This window comes from Hyphomicrobium sp. 802, from assembly GCF_000526135.1.
GTDB lineage: Bacteria > Pseudomonadota > Alphaproteobacteria > Rhizobiales > Hyphomicrobiaceae > Hyphomicrobium_B.
In genome coordinates this window covers 350,757-367,383 of sequence record NZ_JAFM01000001.1, presented here as the reverse complement: position 1 = coordinate 367,383, position 16,627 = coordinate 350,757, and the positions used below count along the sequence as shown (strand labels likewise).

General features: G+C 59.9%; 20 protein-coding genes. 2 read left to right on the top strand and 18 right to left on the bottom strand.

Annotated elements, in window-relative coordinates:
* Positions 1–141: 141 nt before the first annotated feature.
* The 11 genes from HYP802_RS0101880 to gluQRS all read right to left on the bottom strand — a co-directional run bounded on the left by HYP802_RS0101880 (position 142) and on the right by gluQRS (position 9,334).
* A complete protein-coding gene (locus HYP802_RS0101880; protein ID WP_013950324.1) occupies positions 142–537 on the bottom strand; it encodes a F0F1 ATP synthase subunit epsilon in 396 nt (131 codons plus the stop codon).
* A 65-nt stretch (positions 538–602) separates the two neighbouring features.
* Positions 603–875, bottom strand: coding sequence for a hypothetical protein (locus HYP802_RS0101875; RefSeq protein WP_013950323.1), 273 nt, complete (start codon positions 873–875; stop codon positions 603–605).
* Positions 876–938: 63 nt separating this feature from the next.
* Complete coding sequence (gene atpD / locus HYP802_RS0101870) at positions 939–2,372, bottom strand: F0F1 ATP synthase subunit beta (RefSeq protein WP_013950322.1); 1,434 nt, start codon at positions 2,370–2,372, stop codon at positions 939–941.
* Positions 2,373–2,394: 22 nt separating this feature from the next.
* Entirely contained in the window at positions 2,395–2,799 is a 405-nt protein-coding gene (locus tag HYP802_RS0101865; RefSeq protein WP_013950321.1) for an organic hydroperoxide resistance protein, read from the bottom strand.
* 17 nt (positions 2,800–2,816) lie between these two features.
* The gene (locus HYP802_RS0101860; protein ID WP_013950320.1) at positions 2,817–3,701 is read right to left on the bottom strand and encodes a F0F1 ATP synthase subunit gamma; all 885 of its coding nucleotides are present in this window, start codon (positions 3,699–3,701) and stop codon (positions 2,817–2,819) included.
* Between the two features lie 25 nt (positions 3,702–3,726).
* A complete protein-coding gene (atpA, locus tag HYP802_RS0101855; RefSeq protein WP_013950319.1) occupies positions 3,727–5,256 on the bottom strand; it encodes a F0F1 ATP synthase subunit alpha in 1,530 nt (509 codons plus the stop codon).
* Between the two features lie 123 nt (positions 5,257–5,379).
* Positions 5,380–5,943, bottom strand: a complete 564-nt coding sequence (locus tag HYP802_RS0101850) for a F0F1 ATP synthase subunit delta (protein ID WP_024275026.1) — start codon at positions 5,941–5,943, stop codon at positions 5,380–5,382.
* 431 nt (positions 5,944–6,374) lie between these two features.
* Complete coding sequence (locus tag HYP802_RS0101845) at positions 6,375–6,758, bottom strand: YraN family protein (protein ID WP_013950317.1); 384 nt, start codon at positions 6,756–6,758, stop codon at positions 6,375–6,377.
* Positions 6,755–7,702, bottom strand: a complete 948-nt coding sequence (rsmI, locus tag HYP802_RS0101840; protein WP_013950316.1) for a 16S rRNA (cytidine(1402)-2'-O)-methyltransferase — start codon at positions 7,700–7,702, stop codon at positions 6,755–6,757. The genes HYP802_RS0101845 and rsmI overlap by 4 nt, the downstream gene beginning before the upstream one ends.
* A gap of 87 nt (positions 7,703–7,789) precedes the next feature.
* A complete protein-coding gene (locus HYP802_RS0101835; protein WP_013950315.1) occupies positions 7,790–8,191 on the bottom strand; it encodes a hypothetical protein in 402 nt (133 codons plus the stop codon).
* 279 nt (positions 8,192–8,470) lie between these two features.
* On the bottom strand, positions 8,471–9,334 hold the full coding sequence (gene gluQRS / locus HYP802_RS0101830; protein WP_013950314.1) for a tRNA glutamyl-Q(34) synthetase GluQRS: 864 nt from the start codon (positions 9,332–9,334) through the stop codon (positions 8,471–8,473).
* Positions 9,335–9,862: 528 nt separating this feature from the next.
* On the opposite strand from gluQRS, the gene HYP802_RS0101815 reads away from it, so the two are divergent.
* A complete protein-coding gene (locus HYP802_RS0101815; protein WP_029670699.1) occupies positions 9,863–10,549 on the top strand; it encodes a hypothetical protein in 687 nt (228 codons plus the stop codon).
* Positions 10,550–10,703: 154 nt separating this feature from the next.
* Positions 10,704–11,252, top strand: a complete 549-nt coding sequence (locus tag HYP802_RS0101810; RefSeq protein WP_172636521.1) for an HNH endonuclease — start codon at positions 10,704–10,706, stop codon at positions 11,250–11,252.
* A gap of 71 nt (positions 11,253–11,323) precedes the next feature.
* Here HYP802_RS0101810 and HYP802_RS0101805 read toward each other — a convergent pair whose 3' ends face one another.
* The 7 genes from HYP802_RS0101805 to HYP802_RS0101770 form a co-directional block, all read right to left on the bottom strand.
* Positions 11,324–11,548, bottom strand: coding sequence for a hypothetical protein (locus HYP802_RS0101805; protein ID WP_013950309.1), 225 nt, complete (start codon positions 11,546–11,548; stop codon positions 11,324–11,326).
* A 912-nt stretch (positions 11,549–12,460) separates the two neighbouring features.
* Positions 12,461–12,985, bottom strand: coding sequence for a disulfide bond formation protein B (locus HYP802_RS0101795; RefSeq protein WP_024275024.1), 525 nt, complete (start codon positions 12,983–12,985; stop codon positions 12,461–12,463).
* A 14-nt stretch (positions 12,986–12,999) separates the two neighbouring features.
* On the bottom strand, positions 13,000–13,581 hold the full coding sequence (locus HYP802_RS0101790; protein ID WP_013950306.1) for a YqaA family protein: 582 nt from the start codon (positions 13,579–13,581) through the stop codon (positions 13,000–13,002).
* Positions 13,582–13,590: 9 nt separating this feature from the next.
* Positions 13,591–14,898: a radical SAM family heme chaperone HemW gene (gene hemW / locus HYP802_RS0101785; protein WP_024275023.1), complete on the bottom strand. Its 1,308-nt coding sequence runs from the start codon at positions 14,896–14,898 to the stop codon at positions 13,591–13,593.
* Positions 14,891–15,769 (bottom strand): RdgB/HAM1 family non-canonical purine NTP pyrophosphatase, encoded by an 879-nt coding sequence (gene rdgB, locus HYP802_RS0101780; protein WP_024275022.1) that lies wholly within the window; start codon positions 15,767–15,769, stop codon positions 14,891–14,893. The genes hemW and rdgB overlap by 8 nt, the downstream gene beginning before the upstream one ends.
* Positions 15,766–16,200, bottom strand: coding sequence for a VOC family protein (locus tag HYP802_RS0101775; RefSeq protein ID WP_024275021.1), 435 nt, complete (start codon positions 16,198–16,200; stop codon positions 15,766–15,768). The genes rdgB and HYP802_RS0101775 overlap by 4 nt, the downstream gene beginning before the upstream one ends.
* A complete protein-coding gene (locus HYP802_RS0101770; RefSeq protein WP_024275020.1) occupies positions 16,185–16,610 on the bottom strand; it encodes a DUF1772 domain-containing protein in 426 nt (141 codons plus the stop codon). Before HYP802_RS0101770 ends, HYP802_RS0101775 begins: the two co-directional genes overlap by 16 nt.
* Between the last annotated feature and the right edge of the window lie 17 nt (positions 16,611–16,627).

The following is a 16,627-nucleotide window of genomic DNA, read 5'->3' as shown; positions in this document are numbered from 1 at the left end:
CTGAAGGCCTGACCCATCAGAACCATGGCGCACCGGTCGGCGATCTAAGATATGACAAAGCGCTCCTCGCAAGGCTGAGATCGTCCCAGCCTGCAAGAAGCGCTTTGAGTTTCAGTTATAGATCGTGTCTGAGCGCGCCGCTTAAGCCTGCGGCGAAAGCCGCTTCAGCTCACCGACGAGCGTATCGGCCATGCGCTTCGCATCATCGTCCTTTGCGGCGGCGAGTTCCGCTTCCGCAGTCTTGAGCTCCGCAGCGATCGTCGCCGCCGACATCTCGTCGACGTCATAGGCCTTTTCAGCCAGAACCGTCAGGCGCGCCGGATCGACTTCCGCAAAGCCCGACTTAACGAAGAGCCGCTTGTGCACACTGCCGGCCGTAACATCGAGAACGCCCGGAACAAGCGTCGAGATGACCGGCACATGACCGGCGAGAACCGTGAACTCTCCGTCTGTGCCAGGCACGACCACCTGCTCGGCGTCGACCGACATCAACACCCGTTCGGGCGAGACGAGTTCAAACCTGAATGTGCCTGCCATGGTGATTTCCGACCCTTCGAAGGCGTTCGACCTATTTAATGCCGTCGTTTTTTATTTTGGCGCCATCAAGCCTGGCGCGGCTCTTCTTCGCCGTCGTCTTCGGCGCCGGCTTTGGCTCTCACCTCTTCCGGCGTCTGCAGCTTGGTGCCACAGAACGGGCAGAAGAAAAGCGGATGATCGACCAGACCCGGCTCTTCTTCTTCGAGATCGACGAGCCCGACAGTCATGTAGATGACCTCATCGGGCCCGACCGTGATCAAGGGCTCGAAGTCGCCGCCTTCAAGAGCTTCTTTCAGCTCTTCGCAGCAGCTTCCAAACGTCTTTCCGGCTTCCGCCATGAACTCTTTCTCCTGGCGGCGCCTTCGGACGGGTCCTCCGCTCGAAAACGCTCAGCCTTATTGTTATGCCGCTTCCGCGAGCTTCTCTGCCTTCGCGATCGCTTCGTCGATCGAACCGACCATATAGAACGCCGGCTCGGGAAGGTGATCGTACTCACCGTCGCAGAGGCCCTTGAACGCCTTGATGGTATCGGCGAGCGGAACGAGCTTGCCGGGCGAGCCGGTGAACACTTCCGCGACGTGGAACGGCTGCGACATGAAACGCTCGATCTTACGAGCGCGCGCGACGGTGAGCTTATCCTCTTCGGAAAGCTCGTCCATGCCAAGGATCGCGATGATGTCCTGCAGCGACTTGTACTTCTGCAGGATCGCCTGGACCTTACGGGCAACGGCGTAGTGCTCTTCGCCGACGATGCGCGGATCGAGCATGCGCGACGTCGAGTCGAGCGGATCAACCGCCGGATAGATGCCCTTTTCAGCAATCGAGCGCGAAAGAACGGTCGTCGCATCAAGGTGAGCGAACGAGGTTGCCGGCGCCGGGTCGGTCAAGTCGTCGGCCGGAACGTAAATGGCCTGCACCGACGTGATCGAACCCTTCTGCGTCGTGGTGATGCGCTCCTGCAGGGCGCCCATGTCGGTCGCCAGCGTCGGCTGATAACCAACCGCCGAAGGAATGCGGCCGAGCAACGCCGACACTTCCGAACCCGCCTGCGTGAAGCGGAAGATGTTGTCGACGAAGAACAGCACGTCCTGGCCCTGGTCACGGAAGTGCTCGGCGACTGTCAGACCCGAAAGAGCGACGCGTGCACGCGCACCCGGCGGTTCGTTCATCTGACCGTAAACGAGAGCGCACTTCGAACCGGCAGCCGACCCGTTGTTCTTCTTCGGGTCTTTGTTCACGTTGGACTCGATCATTTCGTAATAAAGATCGTTGCCCTCACGCGTACGCTCGCCGACGCCCGCGAAAACCGAGTAGCCGCCGTGGGCCTTAGCAACGTTATTGATCAACTCCATGATCAAAACCGTCTTGCCGACGCCCGCGCCGCCGAACAGGCCGATCTTGCCGCCCTTCGCGTAAGGAGCGAGCAGGTCGACGACCTTGATGCCCGTGACGAGGATCTGTGCTTCCGTTGCCTGATCTTCAAACGTCGGCGCCGGTTGGTGGATAGCACGCACCGAGCTGCTGTTGATCGGACCGGCTTCATCAACCGGCTCGCCGATAACGTTCATGATCCGCCCGAGCGTCTCGTCGCCGACGGGAACCGAGATCGGAGCGCCCATGTCGGTGACTTCCTGGCCGCGGACCAAGCCTTCGGTAGAGTCCATCGCGATCGTGCGCACGGTGTTTTCACCAAGGTGCTGCGCGACTTCGAGAACCAGACGATTGCCGTTGTTGGTGGTCTCAAGCGCGTTCAGAATTTCCGGCAGCTTGTCGGCGAAATGCACGTCAACGACGGCACCCGTCACCTGGTGAATCTTCCCTACGTTTTTAGCCATTTTTATCTCCAGCGGAATTGTTTCAGGCGACCGAGAGCGTCACCGGGATATTGTTGCGTGTCGCTTTGGAATACGGGCAGATCTGATGCGCTTCTTCGATCAGCGCCTGCAGCTTGTCCTTATCGGCGCCAGGAATCGCGAGCGTCAGATGCGCCTTGAGGCCGAAGCTCGTCGCATCTTTGTCGAGTTCAACTTCGCACGTAACCTTGGCGGCCTGACCGTCGAGTCCGTGCTTCTTGGCCAGCAGCAGAACCGCCTGACCGAAGCAAGACGACCACCCGAGCGCAAACAGCTGCTCGGGGTTATGGCCTTCACCCGATCCACCGAGATCCTTCGGCAGCGCCATCGCAAGAGCGAGCTTGCCCTCTTCGAGAACTGCGCGGCCGTCCCGGCCGCCCTTCGTCGTTGCACGCGTTACATAGGCCATGATCTATCTACCTCGCCCTAGACCGCTTCCGCTCCGGAGATGATCTCGATCAATTCCTTAGTGATGTTTGCCTGACGCTGACGGTTGTAAGCGATCGTCAGCTTATTGATCATGTCACCGGCGTTGCGCGTCGCGTTGTCCATCGCGGTCATCTGCGCACCATAGAACGATGCCGAGTTCTCGAGCAGACCGCGGAAGATCTGCGTGGAGATATTGCGCGATAGCAGGAAGCCCAAGACTTCTTCTTCGCTCGGCTCGTACTCGTGAATGGCGCCTGCGCCCTTCGCAGCGTCCGGTGCCGCCTCAGGCACGGTTGCCGGAATGAGCTGCAGCGCCGTCGGCTTCTGCGCGATAACCGACTTGAACTCCGAGAAGTAGAGCGTTGCGATGTCAAACTCGCCGGCTTCGAACATCTCAAGCACTCGCTTCGCGAGGCCCTCGGCATGCCCGAACGTCAGCTGACGCACACCCTGAAAGTCTTTGCGCTCGACAATGTTGCGGCCGAGATCGCGACGCAGGTTGTCGGCGCCCTTGCGGCCGACCGTCATGATCTTCACCGTCTTGCCCGCGGCGATCAAACGGTTCGCATCTGAACGCGCTAGCTTGGCGATGTTCGAATTGAAACCGCCGCATAGACCACGTTCCGCCGTCATGACGATCAGCAGATGCACCTGATCCTTGCCGGTGCCAACGAGAAGTGGCGAAGCGCCATTCTTGTCCGCAACCTTCGAAGCCAGGCTGCCGAGCACGGTGGCCATCCGCTCGGCGTAGGGCCGGGCGGCAGTTGCGGCTTCCTGCGCGCGGCGCAGCTTCGCCGCCGCAACCATCTGCATGGCTTTCGTGATTTTCCGCGTCGCCTTCACCGAGGCGATGCGGTTGCGCATATCTTTTAAGCTCGCCATCGGGCGTTCTCCTCAAGGAACCCGATTAAGCTGCAAAACCCTTGGCAAACTTGTCGAGGAACTCGACCAGCTTCTTCTCGGAGTCTGCCGACAGAGCCTTCTCTTTCGCGATCGTCTCAAGCAGCGTCTTTTCAGAGCGAAGCCCGGCGAGAACGCCTTCTTCGAACTTACCGACAGCCGACACCGGAATGGCATCGAGGTAGCCGCGCGTACCCGCGAAGATCACCGCAACCTGCTCTTCCATCTTCAGCGGCGAGAACTGCGGCTGCTTCAGAAGTTCCGTCAAGCGGGCGCCGCGTGCGAGCAGCTTCTGCGTGGCGGCGTCGAGATCCGAACCGAACTGCGCGAAGGCCGCCATTTCGCGATATTGTGCAAGCTCGCCTTTGATCTTGCCGGCAACCTGCTTCATCGCCTTCGTCTGCGCCGACGAGCCGACGCGCGACACCGACAGACCGACGTTCACGGCCGGACGGATGCCCTGATAGAAGAGATCCGATTCAAGGAAGATCTGGCCGTCGGTGATCGAGATGACGTTCGTAGGAATGTAGGCCGACACGTCGTTGGCTTGCGTTTCGATAACCGGAAGCGCCGTCAGCGACCCCTTGCCGGCAGCGTCACCCATCTTAGCGGCGCGCTCGAGCAGACGAGAATGGAGATAGAAAACGTCGCCCGGATAAGCTTCGCGGCCCGGCGGACGACGCAGCAGCAACGACATCTGGCGGTAAGCGACAGCCTGCTTCGAGAGATCGTCATAGGCGATCACGGCGTGCATGCCGTTGTCGCGGAAGTATTCGCCCATCGTGCAGCCGGTGAACGGCGCGAGGTACTGCATCGGCGCCGGATCGGACGCGGTCGCAGCAACGACGATCGAATATTCAAGCGCGCCACGCTCTTCCAGGACCTTCACGAACTGCGCAACCGTCGAGCGCTTCTGGCCGACGGCAACGTACACGCAATAAAGCTTCGCGCTTTCGTCGTTGCCTGCGTTGAGCGGCTTCTGGTTGAGGAAGGTATCGAGCACGACGGCCGTCTTGCCCGTCTGACGGTCGCCGATGACCAACTCGCGCTGGCCGCGGCCGATCGGGATGAGCGCGTCGATGGCCTTGAGACCCGTCGCCATCGGCTCGTGCACCGACTTGCGCGGCAGGATGCCCGGCGCCTTGACGTCGACGCGCATCTTTTTCTCGAACTGGATCGGGCCCTTGCCGTCGATCGGGTTGCCGAGACCATCGACGACGCGACCGAGAAGCCCCTTGCCGACCGGAACTTCGACGATGGCGCCGGTCCGCTTGACGGTGTCGCCTTCCTTGATCGTGCGATCGTCGCCGAAAATAACGACGCCGACATTATCGGCTTCGAGGTTCAGCGCCATGCCGCGGATGCCGCCGGGGAACTCGACCATCTCGCCCGCCTGGACGTTGTCGAGACCATAGACGCGTGCGATGCCGTCGCCGACCGACAGCACCTGGCCGATTTCGGAAACCTCGGCTTCCTTGCCGAAGTTTTTGATCTGATCCTTCAGGATCGAAGAAATTTCTGCGGCCCGGATTTCCATTGAGACCTCTTCCCTGGTCGTTTCCATTTACGGAGCCTGGTCCGGCCCCTTATGCCAATTTGTTAAGTGCAAACCTTGCGGTGACACCGCCGGCCTCGCAGCCAGCAGCGAAACTGTCAGGCCTTAAGCCCCGGCTCCGTTCAGCGCCGTCTTCATGTTCTGAAGCTTGGTCTTGAGCGAGGAGTCGATCATGCGGCTGCCAACCTTGACGATCAGGCCGCCGAGAATGCTCGGATCGACGCGCGACTGCAGCGTCACATCCTTGCCGACAGAAGCTTTCAGCGTTTCTTTAAGAGCCGAGATCTGCTCGTCGTTGAGCGCAAACGCGCTGGTGACCTCAGCCGTGATTTCGCCGCGCGCCTTGGCAGCGAGCGAGCGATAAACTTTGATCATGTCCTGAATGACGAACAGGCGCCGATTGGCGGTCACGAGCTTCAGGAAGTTCGCGGTCAAGCCGCCGATGCCTGCCCTGTCGAGAATGGCGGCCATCGCCTTCTCTTGATCGTCGGCGGCGATCACCGGGCTGCACACAAGGCGCACCAGATCCGGGCTTTCATCGAGCAACGATTGGAAATTTACGAGATCGCTTTCGATCCCCTCGATGTTCGAGCTTTCCTTAGCCAGCTCGAACAAGGCCGACGCATATCGTCCGGCCACTCCGTCCACGCTTGTTTCGTCCGTCGCCACGTCGCTCTCACCTCGCGCCTTCGGGCGCATAGAGGGCGGGGCACGAAAAGGCCCGAAATTGCGCCCGCTCCAAGGAAAGGCCTTTGACAAAAAAAGAGCGCCGGGGCCGGAACCCACCAGCAGCCCCCTTCCAAAGCCGGGCTGTCCTTAACATGCACTCTGCAAGGCTTCAACAGTGCGCCAAGAGGGCGCGTTGCCGCATTACATTTTCGCAAGGAGCCTGAATTTCGGGCGTTTCGCGGCCCGGCCGGCTTCCGGAGGGATGAACAAAGGGATCGAGCGCCGTTCAAATTACGTTCAGGCTCGACCAGCTAAACGTTCATCAACATGCAGCGCAAATCTATCGCGCTCGCGCGTTCCTAGACGATGACGGTCCCTGCACTTCACGTTCAATCACTTAAAGACCCGCTTCGGCGGGTCTTTTTTTTGTCTCAAAGTGCATCCCGCATGATAATCGGAAAGCGCCAGGGCAGCACGAACACCAGGTCGAAACCGACGTCGTGCTCGCGGTATTGCGGGTTGCGCGCCAGCCAGAGGTCGGCCGCGCGGCGCACCCGGCGGCGCATCGTCAGCGTAATGGCGTCTTCGGCTTCTTCGGTTGTCTGCCGCCGTTTGACCTCGATGAAAGCCACCCGGTTTTTCCTGATCGCGATCAGGTCGATTTCCCCGACCGGGGTCTTGAACCGGCGGCCCAAAATGCGATGCCCGGTCGCCATATAGACCGCCGCAACGATCGTCTCGGCCCTGACACCACTATGGTGCCGCCGCTTGCGCTCAAGCCGCTGCCGAAGCTCATCATTGACGTTCGAACTCATCGTCCCACGTCCTTCGCCTTTAGTTCATCTTTCGCCTTGATCCCAAGCCCATAAACCCGCGCTTTCGGAACCCCAAATTCGTCGGCCAGGGCTTTGGCGGCATCCTTGAGGCTCATAACCTCAAGAGCCCCCGCCAGCCGCGCCGTCAACGTCTCGTCGCTAACGGCCTGAGCCTGCTCCGGCCCGACGACAATGACAACCTCGCCCTTGAGGCCCTCCATTGGAGTTGCCTCAGCAAGCTCCGCCAGAGTGCCGCGCCGAACATCCTCGTGCAGCTTCGTCAGTTCGCGGGCGATGACGGCGTCTCGGCTACCGAGCAAACGCGCCATATCCGGAATCGTCTCCGCGACACGGTGAGGCGCTTCATAAAAGATGAGACTGCCAGGAATGGCCGATAATTCCGCAAGCCGCGCCCGCCGGGCCGCCTGCTTCGGCGGCAAAAAGCCCGCGAAGAAGAATGCATCCGTCGGCAGACCACTGGTTGTCAGCGCTGGCAGCAGCGCCGACGCGCCGGGAATAGCGACGACTGGAATGTCTTCCGCCGCCGCAGCGCGCACAAGTTTGAATCCCGGATCCGAAAGCAGGGGCGTCCCGGCGTCCGATATGATCGCAATGCGCTTATCGGCTTTGAGTTCGTCAATAACGCGCGCGCTTTCGCGCTCTTCATTATGGTCGTGAAATGGCCGCGTCCGCGTGGCAATGCCATAATGCTGCAAAAGCTTCGCGGAATGACGCGTATCTTCGCAATAAATGATGTCGGCCCGCGCCAGCACCGACAGTGCACGCAGCGTGATATCCCCGAGATTGCCGATTGGCGTCGCGACCAGATAAAGCCCAGCCGCCAACGGCTCCGACAAAAGCCCCGCAATCACGCCCCGCGCACGCGCCGCCGGTCCAAGATTTGGCGTTGCTATTGCTGAAAGAGATGAGCGGTCATCGGCCACGGAGATTGTCTCGATCCTGAAATGCGGGCAGTCGAACTACCCATATCAACCCAGGACCAACGCCGAAAGCCGTCTTGCGTGAAGCGTTTAAGCAGCGATTGCGCCGCCGATCGGCCGCAGCGCCGGCATCGGCGCCACACCCAACACATGCACCGTCGCGCGACGGCGAACCCGATCGCCCATATCCATGACGGACGACAATTCATCGATCAAAGACGACAAAGCATATTGCGCCAGATCGATCTGCTGGGTTGCAGAGGCATGGCAGCGCGTCGCTGTTTCAGCTTGCTGCGCCGCCCCGATCACGATGTCGGACAGTCGGCTCCATTGATCGGCAAGCGATAGCCGGCGCGGCTCGACCGGCCTGCGAACTTCAACCGTTTCCGGGACGTCCGCAAAGGCCCAAATGACGAATTGACGGACGATTGCAAGTCCGTGCGCAATTGCGACGGATAATCTGGCACCGACAATTTTCGATGTTTCTGCCATAAATGCGAGAATCCGGTGGATAGATTAGAGAACGATTAAAATTGACGTGATTTGGCCAAAGTTACAAGGAGGGGCCAATTTGCTTTTCGATTATTTTTGAATCTTAAGAGTAATAAGGGAAATATCGCGCACGAATTCGGCGCGGAATACGACCCGGAAACGCGGCAATGAAATATGGCACCGGCGCCGAATCAAAAAAGTTGGCGCCTTAGGGAATTTAATTCCGCCCCGGAACACGCTTCGCCATATCGCAACGGCCACAAAAACGTTACGGCACGATCAGACTTCGAAAATGACCCGCCGGATATCGTCCGCTGTCGCCCCTTCGTCGCGCAGCACCCGGAGCCCCATATCCTGATTGGACTTCGAAAGTTTTTGCCCGTTGGCCCATCGGATCACCCGATGATGCGAATAGACCGGCTGCGGCAGATCCAATAACTCTTGCAGCAGACGCTGCAGATCGGTCGCCGCCAGCAAATCCTGTCCGCGCGTAACATGCGTCACGCCTTGCCGCGCATCGTCGACGACGACCGAAAGATGATAGCTCGCAGGCACTTCCTTGCGCACGATCACGGCATCGCCCCAGCGCGCCGGATCGGCCACAACGGTCCGCTGCGAACCGTCATCCTCAACCTCGACGAACGTCAACGGCTCATCGCCGCGTTTCGATTTCAGAACCTGCAACGCGCCTTCCATGTTGAGACGAAGCGCCGGCGTCTCTCCCGCAGCCATCCGCTCACCAACTATTTCGGCGGAAGCACCACGCCAAATTCCCGGATAAAGCGGAACGCCATCGGGATCGGTTTTTGTCGGATCCGCCGCAACGACAATTTCCTTGCGCGTTGCAAAACACGGATAGAGCAAGCCCATCGCAATCAGCCGATCAGCAGCCGCAAGGTATTCGGAGAAATGCTCCGACTGCACCAGCACCGGCTCTTCCCACGTCAGCCCAAGCCAATTGAGATCTTCGAAGATTGCCGTGACGAATTCGGGCCGCCGGCGTTCGAGATCGATATCCTCGATGCGCAGCAAAAAGCGTCCGCCGTTCCGCCGTGCCGTGTCGTGCGCGATGATAGCAGAGAGCGCGTGCCCGACGTGCAAAAGACCGTTGGGTGATGGCGCGAAACGCGTAACCGAGGCCATCACGCGCTTCGGCTCACAAAACGCGCGTCAACGACACAATGACCGGCATTCCACTCAGCAGACTGATAAATCATGACCTCAACTACGATCCAAACTGTTGAACTTACCCTCAGAGAACGCGACACTTATTATGCCAAAGCAATTTCACCGGCACACGATCTGAATGCACCGAAAAGGCGGCCGGAGATCAGGGAAGTTTTGAAAATCTTCGATAGACGGATGGTCACCTTTTGCGGAAAGATCGGCATGCTTGCAATTGCCATGCACGTCTTACGTCGGCGCCATACTCACTGATCTGAGATGCCTCCGTGTGTCATTCCAAAACTTGTCGAACCTCGCCATGGCGAAAGCGTGACGCCTCAGAATCGCATTGCCGCACTGTCTGAAATCAGCAAAGCGATAAAGAGCGCCGCCAATAGAATTCCAGCAATCCGTGTCATTTTCCACGTCCTCTTTTCGCCGGCTCCGCATTGCGCGATAAGATCGCCCGCGAATTGAATGAGGCAAATCCTTCCCGGAACAACGCGTTTGACCCCTCGCCGCCATGCGACCGTAACGACCGAACGCCAGCTCAAGGCAGCGGCGATTATGCTCGCCGGTCAATGCAAGGTCATGTCGCGCATATTGAAACGCACCGGCCTTCCACCGCCACGGGATTTTCCCGCCGATTTCTCCGGACTGGCAAAAATCGTCGTCGGGCAACAGCTTTCAGCCCAGAGCGCCGCTGCCATCTGGACACGCGTCGCCGAAGCGCTTTTCCCGTTCACGCCTGATGCAATCCAAGCGGCGAGCGATAGCGACCTCAAACGGCTTGGACTTTCGGACGGCAAGATCCGCACGCTGCGCGCCCTGACGCGCGCTGTCCTCGACGACGGCCTCGACTTCGAAGCCCTCAACGCCGCCAATGATCTCGTCATCGTCGAACGTCTGACCGCGATCCATGGCATCGGCCCCTGGACCGCCGACATCTATATTCTTTTTGCTTTGGGCCGCCGCGACGCATTCGCGCCGGGCGATCTCGCCTTGCAGCTTGCCGCGCAGCACCACTTCAAGCTTGAAAACCGCCCCACGGCCGAGGAACTGGAACGAATCGCCGATCGCTGGCGCCCCGCACGCGCCGTCGCCGCCCGGCTGTTATGGGCCGATTACGCCTTCGCGCGCCGCGCTCTCCTGGGGAAAGCCCAAAAGCCGATCCGGACAAAAACAAATAAATAACTGAAATATAACGGAAAAATCATTTCCGCGACAGATGGGCTCGAATGCTTCACAGAACTGATACGCGCGGCTAGTATCCCGGCGTCCGAGTGGGGCCAAGACGCGATTCGACGGATCGAAAAACCGCGAGGTTTGCGCGACTGTGAATGCTCACGTGACAATACCGGACAATTGTCCGGCTCTTGTGCTGAACGCCGACTTCCGGCCGCTCAGTTACTACCCGCTGTCCCTGTGGAGCTGGCAGGACACGGTGAAGGCGGTCTTTTTGGACCGCGTAAATATCGTCTCGGAATACGAACGCTACGTCCGAAGCCCGTCATTCGAGCTGAAGCTGCCGAGTGTCGTTTCGCTGAAGACCTACGTGAAACCGGCGCTTTATCCGGCCTTCACGCGTTTCAATGTTTTCCTGCGCGATCGCTTCGCCTGCCAGTACTGCGGCGACAGGAATGATCTGACGTTCGATCATCTCATTCCGCGCTCGCGTGGCGGCCAGACGCGATGGGACAACGTCGTCACCGCCTGCGCACCGTGCAATTTGAAGAAGGGCGGATTGATGCCGCGCGCCGCGGGCATGTTCCCGGCGCACGAGCCATATCGGCCAACGGTCTTCGAACTGCATCGCAACGGCCGGCTTTTCCCGCCGAACTATCTGCACGAAAGCTGGCTCGACTATCTCTACTGGGATACCGAACTCGAGCCGTAGCCTTCCGCGCCCTCGCATGGCCGGGTCACGCCCGGCCACCACATTTGGGCACGTACGGCCGTCGCCCGATCTTAAGCGGCCCGCGCCATCGGATGGGCGCAAAGCTCGGCGGCAACGAGATCGACCACGCGCTCCCAATCGGAGTCGGCGCCGTCTTCGCATTTCAATCCGAATGCGACCAGCGCGTCGCTCGGCGCGCCGCCATCGCGAAAGATCCTGGCGCACTGCTCGCGGCTCACCGCAATGGCCTGATGCCACTGAATGGGGCTGACGTGTTCCGGAACCGAGGGGGTCATTGTCTTCGCACTCCGCTAAACCGAAATTCGTGGAACGATTACCGAAGCTTCAGCGTTTCTAACGATGGCGGCAGACACACAGAGCGCTGTGACATCACTACGCGAGACCGTGTCACATGATGTCTCGATTGAGGGCTAACTCCAATCACGCTCCGTGCGTCTGCCAACTCGTTGGAAAGCCAGCGCTCTCCGAAATCCTTTTTCCCAACTCTTAAAACTCGACGCATACGCGACCGGATACTCAACGCTCGACTTAGGGGTTCACTGCGCCTTTGCGAGAGCCGCAGCGACCATGGCGTTTCGCACCACATCGCCCGCGACGTCTCCAACTGGACGCCATCCCCAATCAGGTGAACGCGCACTTGCCTCAAAACCGTTAGAGGTCCGCTCCGGGAAAGAGCGATCTCCGTGAGGAGTGCGGGCGAACCGCGAGGACATACGCTTTGACGAGTTTGTCGAAGCAGTTCGCCTAAATTTTGCAAACGTCTCGGACAGAACGTCTTTCGGGCTCGGTCCGTACACAGACACCACGCTACGCAACGAACGCCTACGAAACGCAACAACGCCACTCGTACTCAAAGATGGTGCGGACTGGGCCTCGGACAATGGATTGCTGTCACTCGTCCCAAGCATTGCACTCGACAAACTCAACGCAGACGCCACCACGAACGCTCCCAACGCTGGTACGATATCCACACAATCCACATGGGCCGGCTCGGGTTTCGTTCCGTGCCCCGCGAACGAAGCAAGAATAGCCGTCACATTCGGGCAACGCGAAGGCGCGATCACGGCTTACCGGTGATATTCACCGCGACATCGCCTTGACAGTATTAGGCCAGCAACAAAATCAACGTTTTCATGGATTTTGAGAATTGTGGACAAGCGTCAGGACGTTGGGAACGCTGGCGCGCCTCAGATGTTACGGCGCGTCCAAGCCGCCGAGGCCGCACCGAACGCAACCGCCATCAGCAGCACCGAAGCGACGACGTTCCAGCCAGCAAAAGAGATGCCGAGGAAGCGCAACGCCGCTTCATCGCACTTGATGACTTTGATGTGCTGGATGTCGTTCAGAAGATTTCCGGCGGACGACGTGAGGGATTCCCCACCGCCACAGGCGCTCGGGCCGGGCCAGAACTTCCACTCCGCTCCGGCGTGATAGATGCCAAGCCCCGTATTCGCCAGAAACGCCAAAGCGACCAACACGAAGAGCAGCGCGGCCATCCGCCGATAGCCGCCCGCCGTCAGCACCAACGCGATGAAAAGAACCGGAATTCCCGCGTAATAGGCGTAGCGTTCGATCAGGCACAGCATACACGGCACGTAGCCGCCAATGTATTGAAACCCGAGCGCCGTCAGGATCGTCGCAATCGCTCCAAATAGCGCCAGCGCGCCGAGCTGATAATCCGTACCCCGAGCCGACCGTGCTGCAAACGCCATGACTTCAATCCAACTTAGAAGATGTATTTGACGGCCACGAACCCGCCGACCAGCAGCACGAGAAACACCGTCATCACCATCCCAAGGCGTTTCTCGATGAAAGCGCGGATCGGCTCGCCGAAGAAATATAGGAGACCGGCGACCAGATAGAAACGCATGGCCCGCGCAACGATGCTCGCGCCGAGAAACGCCCCGAGATTCATTTTGCCAACGCCAGCCGCAATCGTCACAACCTTGTAAGGGATCGGCGTCGCGCCCTTAATGATGACCGCTTCGACACCATACTCCTGCACAAAGGCCATGAAGCTATCGAGCGCATGCTCACGACCGTAGAACTTCAGGATGGGCAGTCCGACCGCCTCAAAGAAATAGTACCCGATGGCGTACCCGAGAATGCCGCCGATTACGGATGCGACGGTCGCCACCGTCGCATACCACCACGCTTTCCGCCGGTCGCTCAGGACCATCGGGATCAGCATAATGTCGGGCGGTATCGGAAAAAACGAACTCTCGGCGAACGAAACGGCCGCAAGCGCCCACGGCGCCCGTTTGCTGGCCGCCATCCGCATCGTCCAATCGTAAAGTCCCCTCAGCATGAGCGCTGCTTAAACGGCGCTTCTGAGCTTGTCCATGCGGTCCGTCAGCTGAAAGCTGTTTGAGAGTTTGGCGACGACGGCGTTAAGCACGAGCCGGCCTTGCGGTGTCACCCGGATGCGCACGCCAGACAGCGGTTGCGTCTCGGGAGCAAGTCCTGGACCTGAGCACATGACAATCTCGTCAAGCTCATTCCGCCGCCAGTCGCCACCGGCCGGGGAGGCGCGCAAGGACGCAGGCAGCGTCTCCAGCAGCCCGAGTTCCGCCAGTTCGTCGATTGTTGCTTGGCTCGGGCGCACCCCCCCGATCTTCGCCAGCTGCGCAAGCTCGACTCCTTCGGAGAGCCGCAGGCCCATTAGAAGTATCTCGTCCGCCTGCTCTGCGTCAGACAATGCGATCCGTTCTATAAAACCATGACCTCCGTCTTCGACCCGTTCGACCCACGCCTCCGGATTGCGCTCGGCGATTGTCGCTTCGCGCTGACCATCGACCACAATCCGGCCATGCGCCCCCGGCCCGATCCCGGCATATTCGCCGTAGCGCCAATAAAGGAGATTGTGCCGGCTTTCCGAACCGGCGCGCGCGTAGTTCGAAACCTCATAAGCCGCGAGCCCGCGCGCCGCCGTCATCTCCTCGGTGATCTCGTAAAGCGCCCCTGCATCGTAGTCATCCGGAATGACGAGCTTACCAGCGGCATGAAGCGCGGCGTAAGGCGTGTCGGGTTCGATGGTCAGTTGATAAAGCGATAGGTGATCACCCGCGAGATCGAGCGCCTCGCCAAGCTCGCGACGCCACGCGTCTGCGGTCTGTCCGGGACGTGCATAAATCAGATCGAACGAAAACCGCTCGAACGTGCCGCGCGCAACATCGAGCGCCGCCTTGGCTTCCGCAACGCTGTGAATGCGTCCGAGCTTGCGCAGTTCTTCATCTCGTAGAGATTGCACGCCGATCGAAACGCGGTTGATGCCCGCGTCGCGAAAACCGCGAAAACGTGCCGCTTCGACGCTGCCCGGATTGGCTTCGAGCGTGATCTCGGCGTTATCCGCAATACCCCAGCGCTTCGCAATGTGATCGAGGATGCCCGCAACCGTCGCAGGCTGCATCAGCGATGGCGTACCGCCACCGAAAAACACACTCGTCGCAATCCGCGCGCCGATGCGATCCGCCACCCAATCGATCTCGCGCTTATAGGCCGAAAGAAACCGCGCCTCGTCCCAGCCCTTGTGGCGAACGTGACTGTTGAAGTCGCAGTACGGACACTTCTGCGCACAGAAAGGCCAGTGCACGTAGACGCCGAATGTGGTGTCGCGATCAGTCATCGCTTGCAGCCAGCATTGCTTTCGTGATTTGTCGCCACGCCGGTTCATCCTTCGATGGCGCACGCTCTAACTCTCGGGCAAGCGCACCAAGAAAACTTTCAAGCGTCGTGTTGCTCCATTCGGCACCGTGCGTGACGAGATCGTCCTTTAAACGTGCAACGAACGCCGCGGCCTCGACTCGCGTCGAAAGGCTCGCAGCCGCCGCTGCAAACGCATCGACGTCCCGTCGTGCGCTCACCTTTGCGGCGGTCGGCGTAATGCCATCGAGCATCGCCGCCTTGAAGGCCGCAAAGGCCCGCGTCCGATGCGAAATTGCATACTTCTCTTTCGGCTCCATCTCACCGAACGTGCGGGTGTCGCCGTCCGGCACGAACATCGGATCGTAGCCGAAGCCGTTGCCGCCGCGTGCCGGCCAGACGAGATGGCCAAATACCTTGCCCTCGAATAGCTCCACCTCGCCGCCAGGCCACGCGAGACACAAGACCGAAATGAAATTGGCGCGCGGGCCTTCAGCCGTCCAGCCGTGGCATGCGCTGATCTCGTCGGCGACTTTCTTCATCGCGACGCCGAAGTCTTTGCCGGGGCCGGCCCAGCGTGCCGAATAGATCCCCGGCGCGCCATCGAGGCATTCGACTTCAAGCCCGGAGTCGTCAGCCAATGCAGGCAGCCCGGAACCTTCGGCCGCCGCGACGGCCTTCAGCCGTGCGTTGCCCGCAAACGTCGTCTCTGTTTCTTCAGGTTCCGAAAGAGCCAGCTCGCCCGCCGAAACGGCGTCGAGCCCGTAAGGTTGAATGAGCTGGTTGATCTCCCAGACCTTGCCGGGGTTATGGCTCGCGACGACGAGCTTCATGCCTTTTTGAAGTTTCTTCACACCATCCCCCAGATGCGCGGCTCGGCAAATTCGAGGCAATTGTCGGCCGGATCGCGAAAGTAGATTGAGCGGCCGCCGCGCGGCCACTCGAAATCGGCTTCGATCGGAACGCCCAGCGATTCGAGCCGTTCACGCCACACCGCAATATCCTCAGCTGACGCCCGGAAGCAGACGTGCCCTTCACCCACCGCGCCATGCGGCGGAACGGGAAGCGCACCCGCAGGCGGCGGAATACGCGTCGCCTCCGGATTGAAGATCAAAAGCATCTGCGGTCCATAACGATAAAAAACATGACGTCCCTCGGCGACCGCAAAGGGTTCGAGCCCAAACACGCGACCGTAGAAGTCTTGGATGGCCCCGAGATCGGGTGCGTACAGAACCGTTTCAAGAACGCCCGACGGTCGCGGCGCAGGCTTCAGATCGATGCCCATAGGAACAATCCGACACTGACGAGACCAAGCACGCTGCGCACGCCGTGCAGCATGCCCCAGCGCTCGATCAGCGCCCGTGTCTCTTCGTTGGCCCGTTCGAACGGGGTCTCTTCAAGGATCTTATTGACCGGCATGATCGCGAAGATCGTAAACGGCCAATTGGTGAGTAGCGCTGCACCACCGGCAAGCCAGATGACCTTGCCGGTGACCAGCCACTCGAGCGTACCCAGAATGAAGCCGATGACGGCAAGCGATGCCTGCATCTGAAATCCGCGCCGGTAGGCGGGCTTCCATTCCGCAAGCATCGCAGCATCGTCGAGAGAAAGCCGCGCCGGTTGCTCTGCCCAGTTGATGTAGATCGCCGCGCCTGTGAACAGCGCCGCGACCGTCAGGGCAAAAGGTCCGAACATGGCCTCGCTCCGTTGTC